The sequence below is a fragment of the Streptomyces sp. NPDC056161 genome (assembly GCF_042268025.1).
In the GTDB taxonomy this organism is placed as follows: domain Bacteria; phylum Actinomycetota; class Actinomycetes; order Streptomycetales; family Streptomycetaceae; genus Streptomyces.
In genome coordinates, this window is sequence record NZ_JBHJUV010000053.1 from 48182 (window position 1) to 63795 (window position 15614).

A 15614-nucleotide genomic window follows, 5' to 3' on the forward strand; every position below is an offset into this window, starting at 1 on the left:
ACCACTGTGATGCGCCGGGTCCCGGCGGACGGGCGGGGGCCGGGACGACGCGAGGGAGGGCGGGCCGGGCGGCGGCCGGGCCGGCACGTGTGCTCCGCCTCGGCCGTCGCCGCAGGTGGGTGACCGATCCCACGCGGGCTCCATCGCTGGTCGGGCGTCCGGATCACGCCGCGGCCCGAGGACCGGGGCGGTACTGACGGTCGACGACGCGTGGGAGAAGTACTGGAGCAGCCATGTGGTCGAGGTGGCGGCACCGTCCGCGAGGCCCGTGCGGGTGGGTCGACGCCCGGGTGGCGGGAGCCGGCGGGCCCGGCCCGCGGCCGGTCGGTGCCTGCCGGGGCGAACGTTGCCTGCCGGGGCGCTAGGCCGGCGGGCCCGCGCGCCAGCCGGTCCAGCGCATGACGTTGACGGCGATGACGGGGCCGGTCGGGGGGTGGTCACGGTACTGGGCGTACTTGTCGCGCAACCGGCCGAGCGCGGCCCGGTGGGCGGCGCGTACGACGGGGTCGGCGGCGTCGGGGCCGAGGACGCGGGCCTCGCCGTCCGCCCGGACCCACCACAGCCGGTCCCAGTCCTCCTCGTAGGCGTCCACGAGCAGGCTCACGGCCGGGTGGGCGGCGATGTTGCGCAGCCGCTTCAGCCGGGTCGTGGTCTTCGGCTTGCCGTCGACGGCCGTCACGACGCCGTCCGTGCAGTCCCCGCCCGCCGCGTTGCGTACCGCGAACACGACGGGCACCAGATGGGGCCGGCCGGCCTCATCCACCGTCGCGAGCCGGGCCACCCGGGCGGCGGTGAACCGCCGCCGCGCCTCGTCCGCCGCCATCTCCGGCACCATCGGCCTCCTCGGCTCTCCCGTGCCTCGGGGCGCGCCTGCCGCAGGTTCACTTCCCGTGCAGCGCGTCGAGCACGTCGTCGTCCGTCAACTGTCCGAACTCCTCGTACCACTGGCCCACGGAGCTGAAGGAGTACGGCGCGTGCAGGCACAGGACGTCGTCCGCCTCCCCGCGGAGCGCGGCCAGCGATTCGGGCGCGCCGACCGGGACCGCCAGGATCAGACGCGCGGGCGCCTGCCGCCGGACGTGGCGCAGGGCGGCACGCGCGGTGCCGCCGGTGGCCAGGCCGTCGTCGACGACGATCACCGTGCGGCCGGCGAGTGCGGGCGGCGGGCGGCCCTCGCGGTAGCGCAGCTCGCGGCGGTGCAGTTCGTTCCGTTCCCGTGCCACCACGGGGGCGAGCCGGGACTCGTCCAGGCCGAGCCGCTTGAGGCTGATCTCGTCGTAGCAGGGCGGGTCGTCGCCGGCGATGGCGCCGACGCCGAACTCCTCGTGGCGCGGTGCGCCGATCTTGCGGACGAGCAGTACGTCGAGCGGGGCGCCGAGGGCGCGGGCGATCTCCGCGGCCACCGTGACGCCGCCGCGGGGCAGGGCCAGGACGACGGGGTCCGGCAGACCGCTCCGCTCCCGCAGTGCGGTGAGCCGCCCGGCGAGTTCCCGGCCGGCCTGCCGTCGGTCGTGGAAGCGCATGGCCCGTCCTCTCCGCCGGAGCCGGCTCCCCCCTCTCCTTCCATGGTGATACGACGGCCACGGTGCGGCTATGCCCCGGCTGTGTACCCCCTCTATAAACCCTGTATATACGCTGTGCGTATAGTCCGGGCATGCCCTTTCCGAGCAAGCATTCGAACAACAAGATGAGACAGTGGCCGTCCTGGTTCCGGCCGGCCGTAACGATCGTCGCCGCCGGGTGTCTGGCCACCGCGCTGACGGGCTGCGCCAAGGTGGACACCACCGCGCCCAGCGCGGCGCGGGCGCAGGCCGACGAGACGTCCCAGGCCCGGTTCGGGACCGTCGACTGCCGCGAGGCCAAGTGCATCGCGCTCACCTTCGACGCCGGCCCCAGCGAGAACTCGGCCCGTCTCCTCGACATCCTCAAGGAGAAGAAGGTTCCGGCGACCTTCTTCCTGCTCGGCAAGCGGCACATCGTGAAGTACCCGCAACTCGTCAAGCGCATGGCGGCCGAGGGCCACGAGGTCGCCAGCCACACCTGGGACCACAAGATCCTCACCAGCCTCTCGGAGCAGCAGATACGCGAGGAACTGCTGCGGCCGAGCGACGAGATCGAGCGGCTGACCGGACAGCGGCCGGTGCTGATGCGCCCGCCGCAGGGCCGGACGAACGAGACCGTGACCGGTGTCTGCCGAAAGCTCGGGATCGCGCAGGTCCTGTGGAGCGTGACCGCCAAGGACTACACGACGAACGACTCCGCGCTGATCACCCGGCGCGTGCTGGACCAGGCGTCCCGGGACGGGATCATCCTGCTGCACGACATCTACCCGGGCACCGTGCCCGCCGTGCCCGGCGTCATCGACGGGCTGAAGGAGCGCGGGTACGTCTTCGTGACGGTCTCGCAGTTGCTGGCACCGGGGAAGCCCCGACCGGGCAAGATCTACCGGCCGTAGGCGTCCGCGCCGCCACGCGCGCGCGTGCGGACCGTGCCGTCCGGGTGCTCCCTAAGATCGGCCCGTGGCCGACTTCGTTCTCCAGCGCACCGCACCGCTTCCGATCGACGAGGCGTGGCGCCGGCTCACGCGCTGGTCCCGGCACGCCGGCACGGTGCCGCTGACCCGCGTCGTCATGGTCACCGAGCCGCCGACCCGGGTGGGCACGCGGTTCGTGGCCCGCACCGGCCTGGGTCCGCTCGGCTTCGACGACCCGATGGAGGTCACGGTGTGGCGTCCGCCCACCGACGCCGAGCCCGGCCTGGTCCGGCTGGTCAAGCGGGGCCGGGTGGTGGCCGGCTGGGCCGAACTGGAGGTACGTCCGGGCCCCGGCGGCCGTACCCGGGTGCTGTGGCGGGAGGAACTGCGCCTGCGCGGGCTCCCGGCCCTCTTCGACCCGCCGCTGGCCGCAGCCGCCCGCGCCGTGTTCGGCCGCGAGGTCAACTCACTGCTCAGAACGGCCTGATCAGCGCCCGGCGCGGAGCGTGACGACCTCCCTGCGCGGGCACCGGCCGACGCGGCAGTCCCTGGCCGCACGCCTCGCGCTGCCTTGGTCGCACGCCTCGCACTCCCTGGCCGCACGCCTCGCACTCCCCTGGCCGCACGCCTCGCACTCCCCTGGTCGCCGGTCGGTACTCCCCTCCGCCGCAGCAGGCCGTGGTCGCCGATCAGCAGGCCGTCGCGGAAACCTCTCGTTCGGGCCGGTCCACGGGGACGTCACGGGCCCCGTCCGGCGGTCGCCGGGCGCGGGCGGCCGCGGGCGGGAGAGCGGGGCGCCGGTCAGGCGACCGAGCCGATCCGGCGGGGCGGGACGCCCGCGGGCTCGTGGTGGATCGGGGTGCGGGCGCCGGTCAGGGAGGCTCCGCTGCCGCCGCGCCGGCCGGCGACGATCTCCGACGCGATCGACAGGGCGGTCTCCTCCGGTGTGCGGGCGCCGAGGTCGAGGCCGATCGGGGAGCGCAGCCTGGCCAGTTCGCGTTCGGTGACACCGACCTCGCGCAGCCGCTCCGCGCGGTCCAGATGGGTGCGCCGGGAGCCCATCGCGCCGACGTACGCCACCGGCAGGCCGAGTGCCCGGCGCAGCAGCGGCACGTCGAACTTGGGGTCGTGGGTGAGGACGCACAGCACGGTCCGCCCGTCCACCTCGGTGCGCTCCAGGTAGCGGTGCGGCCAGTCCACGACGATCTCGTCGGCCTCGGGGAAGCGGGTCCGGGTGGCGAAGACGGGGCGGGCGTCGCACACCGTCACGTGGTAGTTCAGGAACTTGCCGACCCGCACCAGGGCCGAGGCGAAGTCGATCGCCCCGAAGACGAGCATCCGGGGTGGCGGGACGGACGACTCGACCAGCACGGTGAGCGGGGCGCCGCAGCGGGAACCCCGTGCGCCGATCTCCAGGGTGCCGGTGCGGCCGGCGTCCAGCAGGGCGCCGGCCTCCGCGGCGACGGTGCGGTCGAGTTCCGGGTGGGCGCCGAAGCCGCCCTCGACGGTGCCGTCCGCGCGGACGAGCAGCGCCCGGCCCCGCAGCCGGGCCGGGCCCGCGACGATCCGCGCGAGCGCCGCCGCCGCACCGCCCGCGGCGGCGGCCAGCGCGGCCGCGGCCACGGGGCGGACGGGATCGGCCGCCCGCACCGGTGTGACGAGGATGTCGATGACGCCGCCGCAGGTCAGGCCGACGGCGAAGGCGTCCTCGTCGCTGTAGCCGAACCGCTCCAGGACGCTCTCGCCGTCCTGGAGCGCCTGGCGGCACAGGTCGTAGACGGCGCCCTCCACACAGCCGCCGGAGACCGAGCCGATCGCGGTGCCTTCGGCGTCCACCGCGAGGGCGGCGCCGGGCAGCCGCGGGGCGCTGCCGCCGACCGCCACCACCGTGGCCACGGCGAAGTCACGGCCCTGCTCGACCCACCGGTGCAGTTCGTCGGCGATGTCCAGCATGTCTCGGTCTCCTTACGACGGTCGGTGCGACGGGATGGGACGGGGACGGCCGAGCAGTGCGGGCCGGCCTTCCGGCGGAGCGCTCAGTGCACGCCCAGCCAGCCCTCGATGGGGTGGAGGGCGAAGTAGACGAGGAAGACCACCGTCAGGCCCCACATGAAGGCGCCGACCTCCCGCGCCCTGCCCTGGGCGGCCTTGATGGCGACGTACGAGACGACGCCGGCGGCCACGCCCGTGGTGATGGTGTAGGTGAACGGCATCAGGACGACGGTGAGGAACACCGGGATCGCGGTGGCCCGGTCGCCCCAGTCCACGTGCCGGGCGTTCATCAGCATCATCGCGCCGATCACGACGAGCGCCGCGGACGCGACCTCCTGCGGGACGATCGCCGTCAGCGGGGTGAAGAACAGGCAGGCCGCGAAGAACAGGCCGGTGACGACGGAGGCGAGGCCGGTGCGGGCGCCCTCGCCGACGCCGGTGGCCGACTCGACGAACACGGTCTGGCCGGAGCCGCCCGCCACCCCGCCGATGGCGCCGCCCGCGCCGTCGATGAACAGCGCCTTGGACAGACCCGGCATCCGGCCCTTGTCGTCGGCGAGTCCGGCCTCGGTGCCGACGCCGATGACGGTGGCCATCGCGTCGAAGAACCCGGCGAGCACCAGGGTGAAGACGATCATGCCGACGGTCATCGCGCCGACCTGGCCCCAGCCCCCGAACTCGACCTGCCCGAACAGCGAGAAGTCGGGCATCGACAGGGCGCCGCCGTGCAGTTCGGGGGCGCCGTTCGCCCACTGCCCGGCGTCGACGACGCCGAGGCCGCCCAGGACCGCGGCGACGAGCGTGCCGCTGATGATGCCGATCAGAATGGCGCCGGGCACGTTCCGCGCCTGGAGCATGAAGATCAGCAGCAGCGTGCCGGCGAACAGCAGGACCGGCCAGCCGGCCAGTTCGCCCGCGGGTCCGAGGCTGAGCGGGGTGGCCTTGCCCTGGTGCACGAAGCCGGACTTGTAGAAGCCGATGAGGGCGATGAACAGGCCGATGCCCATGGTGATGCCGTGTTTGAGCGCGAGCGGGATCGCATTCATGATCATCTCGCGCAGGCCGGTGACGACGAGCAGCATGATGACCGCTCCGTACAGCACGCACATGCCCATCGCCTGCGGCCAGGTCATCTGGGGGACGACCTGCGAGGACAGCACGCCGGACACGGACAGGCCGGCGGCGAGGGCGAGCGGCACCCTGCCCACGAAGCCCATCAGCAGCGTGGTGAGGGCCGCGGCGAACGCGGTCGCGGTGATCAGGGCCTGCCGGCCGAGGGTGTCCCCGGCCACGTCCTTGCCGGCCAGGATCAGCGGGTTGAGCAGCAGGATGTACGCCATCGCCATGAAGGTGGTGATGCCGCCGCGCACCTCGCGTGCGAGGGTGGATCCCCGCCGGGATATGTGGAAGTACCGGTCGAGCCAGGATCTGCCGGCCGGGACGCGGGTGCCCGCGCCCGCGTCCTCGGCCGTGTTCCCGGTGTTCCCGGTGTTCCCGGTGTTCCCGGTGTTCCCGGTGTTCCCGGTGTTCCCGGTGTTCCCGGTGTTCCGGGTATTCCCGGTCTCCAGTGACTGCTGGGTCATGGTGCCGTCTCCCAAGGGTCATAGGGACACCCGCGAAGCGCACTCGGCGTACACGGGTTTTGGGATGTGCACGACCCGGGGGACGGCCCGGTACTGCACGCTTGTCGGCCGGCACCGGGGTGAAGGACCGCCCGGCGCCGGAGCCGCCGCGGACACCCGTGCCGCTGGGTCCCCCGGCCCGCGGGGCAAGGGAGAGGCACAGCCGCCGCGACGGCGGCGGTTCGGCTACGACAGGCCGGTGAGGTGCTCCGGCCGGACCGGTGTGCGGTTGAGCTCCAGCCCGGTCGCGTTCCGGATCGCCGCGAGGACGGCCGGGGTCGACGACAGGGTGGGTGCCTCGCCGACGCCGCGCAGCCCGTACGGGGCGTGCTCGTCGGCGAGTTCGAGCACGTCGACCGGGATCGTCGGCGTGTCGAGGATGGTGGGGATCAGGTAGTCCGTGAAGGAGGGGTTTTGCACCTTCGCCGTCTTCGGGTCGACGACGATCTCCTCCATCACCGCGATGCCCAGCCCCTGGGTGGTGCCGCCCTGGATCTGGCCGACCACGGACAGCGGGTTGAGCGCCTTGCCGACGTCCTGCGCGCAGGCCAGCTCGACGACCTTGACCAGGCCCAGCTCGGTGTCCACCTCGACGACCGCGCGGTGCGCGGCGAACGAGTACTGCACATGGCCGTTGCCCTGCCCGGTGCGCAGGTCGAAGGGCTCGGTGGGCCGGTGCCGCCACTCGGCCTCGACCTCGACCGTCTCGCCCTCCAGGACGTCCGCCAGGTCGGCGAGCACCTCACCCGCGTCGGTGACCACCTTGCCGCCCTCCAGCAGCAGTTCGGCGTTCGCCCAGGCGGGGTGGTAGCTGCCGAACCTGCGCCGGCCCAGGTCCAGGACCCGTTCGCGCACCAGCTCGCAGGCGTTCCTCACGGCGCCGCCGGTGACATAGGTCTGCCGGGACGCGGAGGTCGAACCGGCGCTGCCCACCTGGGTGTCGGCGGGCCGGATGGTCACCTGGGCGACGCCCAGCTCGGTACGGGCGATCTGCGCGTGGACGGTGACGCCGCCCTGGCCGACCTCCGCCATCGCCGTGTGCACGGTGGCCACCGGCAGGCCGCCGACGACCTCCATCCGCACCTTGGCGGTCGAGTAGTCGTCGAAGCCCTCGGAGAATCCGACGTTCTTGATGCCGGCCGCGTAGCCGACCCCGCGGACGACGCCTTCGCCGTGGGTGGTGTTGGACAGGCCGCCGGGCAACTGCCGTACGTCGACGCCCTCGCTGCTCTCCCACTGGCGCTCCGGCGGCATCGGCATCGCCTTGACGCGGCGCAGCAGTTCGGCGACCGGGGCGGGCGAGTCGACGCGCTGCCCGGTCGGCATGACCGTGCCCTGCTCCATCGCGTTCAGCCGCCGGAACTCCACCCGATCCATGCCCAGCCGGTCGGCGACCTTGTCCATCTGCGCCTCGTACGCGAAGCACGCCTGGACCGCGCCGAAGCCGCGCATGGCGCCGCACGGCGGGTTGTTGGTGTAGAGGGCGACGGCCTCGATCTCCACGTCGTCGACGACGTACGGGCCGACGCCGAGGGAGGCGGCGTTGCCGACCACGGCCGGGGAGGCGGAGGCGTAGGCGCCGCCGTCGAGGACGATGCGGCACTTCACGTGGGTGAGCCTGCCGTCCTTGGTGGCGCCGTGCTCGTAGTGCAGGCGGGCCGGGTGCCGGTGGACGTGGCCGAAGAAGGACTCGAACCGGTTGTAGACGATCTTGACCGGTTTGCCGGTGCGGAGTGCCAGCAGGCAGGCGTGGATCTGCATCGACAGGTCCTCGCGGCCGCCGAACGCTCCGCCGACGCCGGACAGCGTCATCCGGACCTTGTCCTCGGGCAGCCCGAGCACGGGCGCGATCTGACGCAGGTCGGAGTGGAGCCACTGGGTGGCCACGTAGAGGTGGACACCGCCGTCCTCCTCCGGCACGGCGAGGCCCGACTCGGGGCCGAGGAACGCCTGGTCCTGCATGCCGAAGACGTAGTCGCCGGTGACGATCACGTCGGCCCGCGCCGCGGCCGCCGCCGCGTCGCCGCGGACGATCGGCTGGCGGTGGACGATGTTGGGGTGCGGGACGTGGGCACTGTGGTGATCAGTGCGGTTCTCGTGCACGAGGACCGCGTCCGGGGCGGTCGCGGACGCCTCGTCGGTGATGACCGGGAGTTCCCGGTACTCGACCTTGATCTTGGCTGCGGCGCGGCGGGCGGTCTCCGGGTGGTCGGCGGCGACGACGGCGACCGGCTCGCCGTGGTGGCGGACCTTGCCGTGGGCCAGGACGGGGGTGTCCTGGATCTCCAGGCCGTAGTTCTTCACGCCGGCCGGCAGGTCGTCGTAGGTCAGCACGGCGTAGACGCCCGGGGTGGCCAGTGCCTCGGCGGTGTCGATCGACACGATCTCGGCGTGCGCGACCGCGGAGCGCAGGATCTGCCCCCACAGCATGTCCTCGTGCCACATGTCGGACGAGTACGCGAACTCGCCGGTGACCTTGAGGACGCCGTCCGGGCGGAGCGTGGACTCGCCGATGCCGCCCTTGGTCCGGGTGCCCTGGGTGATCTTGATGGGAGCGCCGTTCGGCATGGTCAGACCCCCTCGGACTGGCGGGCCGCCGCGAGCCGGACCGCGTCCATGATCTTCTCGTAGCCGGTGCAGCGGCACAGGTTGCCGGACAGCGCCTCGCGGATGTCCGCGTCGGTCGGGTTCGGTGTGCGCTCCAGCATCTCGTCGGCGGCGACCAGCAGACCCGGGGTGCAGAAACCGCACTGGACGGCGCCGGCGTCGATGAACGCCTGCTGGACCGGGGAGAGCCCGGCGCCCTCGCCGGTCCGGGCGCCGCCGCCCTGCGCCCGCCAGTGCTTCGCCTCGTCGAGGGTGGTCCCCCGGGTGCCGCCGCCGGAGCGCCGTTCGGCGTGGTCCGCCAGGCCCTCGACGGTGACGACCTCGCGGCCCTCGGCCTGACCGGCCGCGACCAGGCACGAGCACACCGGCACGCCGTCCAGGCGGACCGTGCAGGAACCGCACTCGCCCTGCTCGCAGGCGTTCTTGGAGCCGGGCAGGCCGAGCCGTTCCCTGAGCACGTACAGCAGGGACTCGCCCTCCCAGACGTCGTCGGCCTCCTGCGGCCGTCCGTTGACGGTGAAGTTGACGCGCATCACGCAGCTCCTTCAGCGGCGCGGCGGGTGCCGCGGTACGTCTCCCAGGTCCAGGTGAGCGTCCGGCGGGCCAGCACGCCGATCGCGTGGCGGCGGTAGCCCGCGGTGCCCCGGACGTCGTCGATGGGGTTGCAGGCGGCGGCGCACAGGTCCGCGAACCGCCGGGCCAGGGACGGGGTGATGACCTGTCCACTCTCCCAGAATCCGCCCTCGTCGAGCGCGGCGGTCAGCAGGTCCTCGGCGGCCTCGGCCCGGACGGGGGTGGGCGCGGCCGAGCCGATGCCGGTGCGGACCGTGCGGGTGGCGGGATGCAGCGCGAGCCCGAAGGCGCAGACCGCGATGACCATGGCGTTGCGGGTGCCGACCTTGGCGAACTGCTGCGGTCCGTCGGCCTTCTTGACGTGCACCGCGCGGATCAGTTCGTCCGGGGCGAGGGCGTTGCGCTTCACGCCCGTGTAGAAGTCGTCGATCGGGATCAGGCGGGTGCCGCGCACCGAGACGGCCTCGACCTCCGCGCCCGCGGCGAGCAGCGCGGGGTGGGCGTCGCCGGCCGGGGAGGCGGTGCCGAGGTTGCCGCCGACACCGCCGCGGTTGCGGATCTGCGGGGAGGCGACGGTGTGCGAGGCGAGCGCGAGGCCCGGCAGCTCGGCGCGCAGGTGCTCCATGATCCGGGTGTACGGGACGGAGGCGCCGAGCCGCACGGTGTCCGCGCCGACCTCCCACTCGTAGAGGTCACCGATGCGGTTGAGGTCGAGGAGGTACTCGGGGCGCCGGTGGTCGAAGTTGATCTCGACCATCACGTCGGTGCCGCCCGCGATCGGCACAGCGGTGGGGTGCGCGGCCTTCGCGGCGAGCGCCTCCTCCCAGCTGGCGGGGCGAAGGAAGTCCATGACCGGCTCTCTTCTTCGTCTCGTGGGGCGTGTCGATTGAACCAATCCGTGTGCCGTGCGCCCGGCTCGTTCATGTCCTGTTCACGCGGAGTGGGCTCAGTACACCGTGCCGTGCTCCGACCGGGTCAGTCACCGAAACCATGAAGGAGTTGGCTGGCCAGGACGCACATCTTGTAGATTCGTATGAACAGAGGGTCAGCAGTAACCCCTCCGTTTTCCGGAGGAAACGCGGGACACAGCCGGGCCGATGTGCGGAGCGGCCCGCCGACCGGTCGCCGGGCTCCTCCCACGAATCCCCACCAAGATCCATCGTAGGTTTCGAGACAGAGTTCGAGCAGAGTTCGAGACAGGAACGGCGGCGACGAAATGCGGCTGCGCGCACTGCTGGACACCGACGCGCTGGGCCTGCGGCTGCTCGGCGGCGAGGACGAGCTGGAGCGGACCGTAAGCGGCGTGATGACCACCGATCTGCGCGACCCGAGCCGCTACCTCTCCGGCGGTGAGCTGGTGCTGACGGGGCTGGCCTGGCGCCGGGACGCCGCTGACTCCGAGTCCTTCGTACGGCTCCTGGTGCAGGCCCGGGTCGCCGGTCTCGCCGCCGGCGAGGCCGAGCTGGGGGTGGTGCCGGACGACCTGGTGGCGGCCTGCGCGCGGCACCGGCTGCCGCTGTTCGCGGTGAACGAGTCGGTTGCGTTCGCGACGATCACCGAGCACGTGGTGCGCCAGGTGTCCGGCGAGCGCGCCGGCGACCTCGCGGCCGTCGTGGACCGGCACCGGCGGATGATGACCGCGGGCCCGGCGGGCGGCGGCCCGGACGTGGTCCTGGACCTGCTCGGATCCGACCTGGACCTGCGGGCCTGGGTGCTCTCGCCGACCGGCCGGATCGTCGCGGGCGCCAAGGGCGCCGGGCCCGCGCTGCCCGCCGAGACCTGCGTGCGGCTGGCCGCCGAGCACCTGGGGGCCGCCCGCACCGGCCGTCGCGGGCCGCACCGGGTGAGTCTCGGACACACGACGTACTCCCTCTTCCCGGTCCGCTCCGGCGGCCGCTCCCCGCGGGCCGCCCGGGACGTGCGCGAGACGGTGCTGTCGGACTGGCTGCTCGCCGTCGAGGCCGACGCCGGGGACTGGCCCGAGGAGCGGCTCGACCTGCTCCAGGGCGTCACCCAGCTGATCTCGGTCGAACGGGACCGGCGGGACGCGGCGCGCGCGGTGCGGCGGCGGCTCGCGCAGGAGGTGCTGGAACTGGTGCAGGCCGGCGCGCCGCCCGCGGAGATCGCCGCGCGCCTGCGGGTGGCCGCGCCGGTGCTGCTGCCCGGACTCGGCGCGGCCCCGCACTGGCAGGTGGTGGTGGCCCGGGTGGAGTGGGAAGACGTGCCGGGCGGGGCCGCGGGACCGGTCGCCGAGGGCTCCGGCGGGCGCCGGGCCGACGGCGTCGCGGGCGGTCCGCTCGCCCAGGCGCTGCTGGAGGAGATCCTGGTGGACGCGCCCCAGGGCGCACCGGGCGCGGGGCAGCCCGACGGCCCCGAGCCCGGCGAACGCGTCGCCGTCGCCCACACCGACGACGAGGCCGTCGCGCTGGTCCCGCTGCCGGCCGTCTCCGCCGAGCACGACGGTTCGGAGTCCGGGATCCACGCCGACGCCCTCCTGGCCGCCGTGCGCGAACCGCTGGCGGCGGGCCTGAACGACGACGGCCGTATCACCCTGGGCGTCAGCGCGGCCGTGCACTCGGCGGAGGGGCTGCGCGGGGCGCTGGAGGAGGCCCGGCACGCCCGCCGGGTGGCCGCGGCGCGCCCGGGGCGGGTGTGCGCGGCCGGCCACCAGGAGCTGGCCTCGCACGTGCTGCTGCTGCCCTTCGTGCCGGACGACGTACGGCGGGCCTTCACCGCCCGCCTCCTGGACCCGCTGCGCGACTACGACCGCCGGCACCGGGCCGAGCTGATCCCGACGCTGGAGGCGTTCCTCGACTGCGACGGCTCCTGGACCCGCTGCGCGACCCGGCTCCACCTGCACGTCAACACGCTGCGCTACCGGGTGGGCAGGATCGAGCAGTTGACGGGACGGGACCTCGCGCGGCTGGAGGACAAGCTCGATTTCTTCCTGGCACTGCGCATGAGCTGAGGCCACGCGGGCGTGCGCCGGGCGGATGCCGGGTGACGTCCTGTCCCACGACTTTGTGAAATCCTTCACCCACCCTCTTGGCCCGGCCATGGAATTGGTGCTGGAATGCCGCCACCACTCAACAGCTCGACGGCGCGCTAGGGGAGGGCAACGTGGCGCATTCCGCCATGTCTGGTAACGGAACGACCGCCTGTGACGATCCGCTCCAGACCGCGGTATGGCGATTGCGCTCGCGGGCCTGCTGGGTCGACGCGGCGGCCCTGCTCAGGCCGGACACCGCGCCGGCCGCGCTCCAGCGGGCCGGGCTGCTGGTCGAGCGCTGTCTGTACACCGAGCGGGGCTGGGCCGAGGCCGAGGACGCGCTGCGTACGGCGGAGGCGGTGGCCCAGAGCGACGAGGAGCGCGGCGCGGCGGCCTGTGAACGCGGCCAGCTCGCCTACGCGGCCACGCTGCACGCGGTGCGGGACCGGGCTGACGAGGCACGGGCCGCGCTGGGCCGGGCGGCGGCGCTGATCCCGCCGGGGGCGCCCGGCCGGGCGCTGCTGGACTTCCGGCGCGGGCTGCTGGCCGAGAACCTGGCCCGCTCCCCGCAGGCGGCCCTGGCCGCGTACCGGCGTGCCCACGCGAGCGCCGCCGCGCATGCCGACCCGTTGCTGCTGTCCTTCACCTGGCGGCATCTCGCCGGACTCGCCCTGCGGGACGGCGAGGTGGCCGAGGCCCGCCACGGCTTCGCGGAGTCCCTGCGCATCCGCGAGGAGTTGGGTTACCTGGTCGGCACGGCACCGGCCCTGGTCTCGCTCGCCGACACCGAGTCCGAACCGGAGGCGTCCCGTCTGCGGGAGGAGGCCCGCCGCCTGTTCCGTCTCCTCGGCGGAGTCCCCACCTGGCTGGCCGAGCACCTGACTCCGCCGGCCCCGGACACGGCGACGGCCTGACCACCGGCCCACGGGACCGGTCCGGCGGGCGGCCGGCGTCAGCCGCCGCCCGCAGCGGCGTCGCGCGGCCGGACGGGCCGCGGATTCACGTGGTGGTGGTCGTGAAGTGGGCCGTGACGAGGATCGCGGCCATCTCCGGTTCCCGCGCGATCAGCGCGTCGAGGAGGGCGGTGTGCTGTGCCGCGTCGGCCAGCAGTTCCGCCCGCTGGGTCCGGGCCGGGCCGGAGACCAGGGGGCCCTGGGTCCGCCGGTGCAGGTCCTCCGCGATCTGGACCAGTTGTTCGTTGCCGGACAGCGACAGCAGCGCCCGGTGGAAGGCCCGGTCGGACTCGGCGTACGCCGCCCGGCAGCCCGAGGACGCGGCGCGCACGGTGTCCTCGGCCAGCGGCCACAGCTCGGCCCAGCGCTCGGGCGGCACCGTACGGGCCAGCCGCAGCAGCACCGGCACCTCGATCAGCGCCCGGACCTCCGCCAGGTCGGCCAGTTCCCGCGCGCCGCGCTCGACCACCCGGAAGCCGCGGTTCGGCACCACCTCGACCGCGCCTTCGAGCGCGAGCCGCTGCATGGCCTCCCGCACGGGCGTCGCCGACACCCCGAACCGCTCCCCGAGCGCCGGTGCCGAGTACACCTCGCCGGGCTCCAGCTCGCCCGCCGCCAGCGCGGCGCGCAGCGCGTCCAGGATCTGTCCGCGCACCGACGCCCGCTGGACGGGCCGCGCCTGCGGCGGCGGCTCACCGTGGGTGTGCTCGCCGCGCGCGCACGGCGCGGCGGCACTCCGTCCCGGGCCCGGCTGCGCGGGCCGGGTCTGGGCGGGCACCCGGGCCGCCTCCGCCCGCGTCGCCGGGACCCCGGTCCCGGCGGAGTCGTGCACACTGTGCCCCACGGCCTCCTCCTCCGGGTTGTCGGCACTTGGGGTCATTACGACGGGTTGCTACCTGTCCGTCAAGCACCTTAGGCGTACGAGGCGACAGGTCAAATTCCCGACGGATCAAGCAAGGCAAGGCTCACCTTCCTCGCGGGTGGGGGCGCGCGCCCGGAGCGCCACGCACGTCCACTAAGATCATCCGCGTCCAGAACGCCCGCGCCGGGACGGCGCCCTTTCACAACCCCCTCACCTGTCGCAGGAACTTTCGATTGAACCACCCGTATGGGTAGTCTTACTCGAACTCAACTCCCGCCCCTCAAGCGGCAGTTCGAGCAGAACGCCGCCCTGGGCAACCCCTTGCACCTCCTTGGCGGCCTCTTGCCCCGAAACCCCCTGAGGGCCGGTGGAATTGGGCCACTATGGCGGGCGTTACGCCCTTTCCCAATGCAAGGGACCCCAGATGAGACTGACCGACATATCGCTGAACTGGTTGCTTCCGGGCGCCGTACTGCTCCTGGGCGTGCTGGCGGCGGTGGCGGTGCTCGCGCGCAACAAGCGGTCCGGGGAGCAAACGAAGACCGAGGACTCGTGGGAACGGAGCGAGGAGCGCCGCAGGCGCAAGGAGGCCCTGTACGCCTCGGCTTCCTACGTACTCCTTTTCTGCTGCGCGGCGGTCGCGGCCGCGCTCTCCTTCAAGGGCCTCGTCGGCTTCGGTGAGCAGAACCTCGGCCTGACCGACGGCTGGCAGTACCTGGTGCCGTTCGGGCTGGACGGCGCGGCCATGTTCTGCTCCGTCCTCGCGGTGCGCGAGGCCAGCCACGGCGACGCGGCCCTCGGCTCCCGGATACTCGTGTGGACGTTCTCGTTCGCCGCTGCCTGGTTCAACTGGGTGCACGCGCCCAGGGGGCTGGGTCACGCGGGCGCCCCGCACTTCTTCGCCGGCATGTCCCTCTCCGCCGCGGTGCTGTTCGACCGCGCCCTGAAGCAGACCCGCCGGGCCGCCCTGCGCGAGCAGGGCCTGGTGCCGCGCCCGCTGCCGCAGATCCGCATCGTCCGCTGGCTGCGCGCTCCCCGCGAGACCTACAAGGCGTGGTCGCTGATGCTGCTGGAGAACGTGCGCAGCCTGGACGAGGCGGTCGACGAGGTCCGCGACGACAAGCGGCAGAAGGAAGAGGCCCGCCTGCGCAGGCGCGATCAGCAGCGCATCGAGCGGGCCCAGCTCAAGGCCATCAGCCGCGGCACCCGCGGCTTCATCGGTCGCGGCGCCGGCCACCAGGTCGAGGTGCAGGCGATGGAGCGCGGGTCCGCGCAGGTCTCCTCGGAGCCTGCCATAGCGGCGCCGGAACCGCTGCCCGTACCCTCTCGGCCCTCCCTCCAGCCGGTCCGCAAAGGAGCTGAGCCGATCACCGTCGACCTGACCGCGGAGGACGACACCATGGCCCTGCCGCGACTCGACTCCCTGGAGCGCAAGCTCAAGGACCTGGAGCAGCAGTTCGGTTAGTACGACTGGTTCGGCCGGGACGTGACCGGCCGGGACCGGATACCTCGGGACGGGGGCGTGACCGCACGGGTCACGCCC

At 73.5% G+C, this 15614-nt stretch carries 13 protein-coding genes; 5 read left to right on the plus strand and 8 right to left on the minus strand.

The window, feature by feature from the left end; all coding sequences use genetic code 11:
* Window positions 1-361 precede the first annotated feature (361 nt).
* On the minus strand, window positions 362-832 hold the full coding sequence (locus ACFC09_RS35800) for a TIGR03668 family PPOX class F420-dependent oxidoreductase (RefSeq protein WP_376535421.1): 471 nt from the start codon (window positions 830-832) through the stop codon (window positions 362-364).
* Between the two features lie 49 nt (window positions 833-881).
* Window positions 882-1523, minus strand: coding sequence for a phosphoribosyltransferase (locus tag ACFC09_RS35805; RefSeq protein WP_376535395.1), 642 nt, complete (start codon window positions 1521-1523; stop codon window positions 882-884).
* A gap of 164 nt (window positions 1524-1687) precedes the next feature.
* Here ACFC09_RS35805 and ACFC09_RS35810 point away from each other — a divergent pair, with 164 nt between their 5' ends.
* Together ACFC09_RS35810 and ACFC09_RS35815 are read left to right on the plus strand one after the other, a co-directional pair.
* Window positions 1688-2455, plus strand: coding sequence for a polysaccharide deacetylase family protein (locus ACFC09_RS35810; RefSeq protein ID WP_376535423.1), 768 nt, complete (start codon window positions 1688-1690; stop codon window positions 2453-2455).
* Between the two features lie 64 nt (window positions 2456-2519).
* Window positions 2520-2960, plus strand: coding sequence for an SRPBCC family protein (locus tag ACFC09_RS35815; protein ID WP_376535397.1), 441 nt, complete (start codon window positions 2520-2522; stop codon window positions 2958-2960).
* Between the two features lie 314 nt (window positions 2961-3274).
* On the opposite strand, the gene ACFC09_RS35820 is transcribed toward ACFC09_RS35815, so the two are convergent.
* The 5 genes from ACFC09_RS35820 to ACFC09_RS35840 form a co-directional block, all read right to left on the minus strand.
* Window positions 3275-4426, minus strand: a complete 1152-nt coding sequence (locus tag ACFC09_RS35820; RefSeq protein ID WP_376535399.1) for an XdhC family protein — start codon at window positions 4424-4426, stop codon at window positions 3275-3277.
* Window positions 4427-4509: 83 nt separating this feature from the next.
* Complete coding sequence (locus ACFC09_RS35825; RefSeq protein WP_376535401.1) at window positions 4510-6048, minus strand: NCS2 family permease; 1539 nt, start codon at window positions 6046-6048, stop codon at window positions 4510-4512.
* A gap of 225 nt (window positions 6049-6273) precedes the next feature.
* The gene (locus tag ACFC09_RS35830; RefSeq protein ID WP_376535403.1) at window positions 6274-8655 is read right to left on the minus strand and encodes a xanthine dehydrogenase family protein molybdopterin-binding subunit; all 2382 of its coding nucleotides are present in this window, start codon (window positions 8653-8655) and stop codon (window positions 6274-6276) included.
* 2 nt (window positions 8656-8657) lie between these two features.
* A complete protein-coding gene (locus tag ACFC09_RS35835; protein ID WP_376535405.1) occupies window positions 8658-9227 on the minus strand; it encodes a (2Fe-2S)-binding protein in 570 nt (189 codons plus the stop codon).
* Window positions 9227-10117, minus strand: coding sequence for an FAD binding domain-containing protein (locus ACFC09_RS35840; protein WP_376535408.1), 891 nt, complete (start codon window positions 10115-10117; stop codon window positions 9227-9229). Before ACFC09_RS35840 ends, ACFC09_RS35835 begins: the two co-directional genes overlap by 1 nt.
* A gap of 366 nt (window positions 10118-10483) precedes the next feature.
* On the opposite strand from ACFC09_RS35840, the gene ACFC09_RS35845 reads away from it, so the two are divergent.
* Both ACFC09_RS35845 and ACFC09_RS35850 read left to right on the plus strand, forming a co-directional pair.
* The gene (locus ACFC09_RS35845) at window positions 10484-12235 is read left to right on the plus strand and encodes a PucR family transcriptional regulator (RefSeq protein WP_376535410.1); all 1752 of its coding nucleotides are present in this window, start codon (window positions 10484-10486) and stop codon (window positions 12233-12235) included.
* Window positions 12236-12402: 167 nt separating this feature from the next.
* Window positions 12403-13170, plus strand: coding sequence for a hypothetical protein (locus ACFC09_RS35850; RefSeq protein WP_376535412.1), 768 nt, complete (start codon window positions 12403-12405; stop codon window positions 13168-13170).
* Between the two features lie 85 nt (window positions 13171-13255).
* Here the strand turns inward: ACFC09_RS35850 and ACFC09_RS35855 are convergent, their stop codons facing one another.
* The gene (locus tag ACFC09_RS35855; protein ID WP_376535414.1) at window positions 13256-14089 is read right to left on the minus strand and encodes a GntR family transcriptional regulator; all 834 of its coding nucleotides are present in this window, start codon (window positions 14087-14089) and stop codon (window positions 13256-13258) included.
* Window positions 14090-14495: 406 nt separating this feature from the next.
* On the opposite strand from ACFC09_RS35855, the gene ACFC09_RS35860 reads away from it, so the two are divergent.
* The gene (locus ACFC09_RS35860; RefSeq protein ID WP_376535417.1) at window positions 14496-15536 is read left to right on the plus strand and encodes a DUF2637 domain-containing protein; all 1041 of its coding nucleotides are present in this window, start codon (window positions 14496-14498) and stop codon (window positions 15534-15536) included.
* Window positions 15537-15614: the final 78 nt, after the last annotated feature.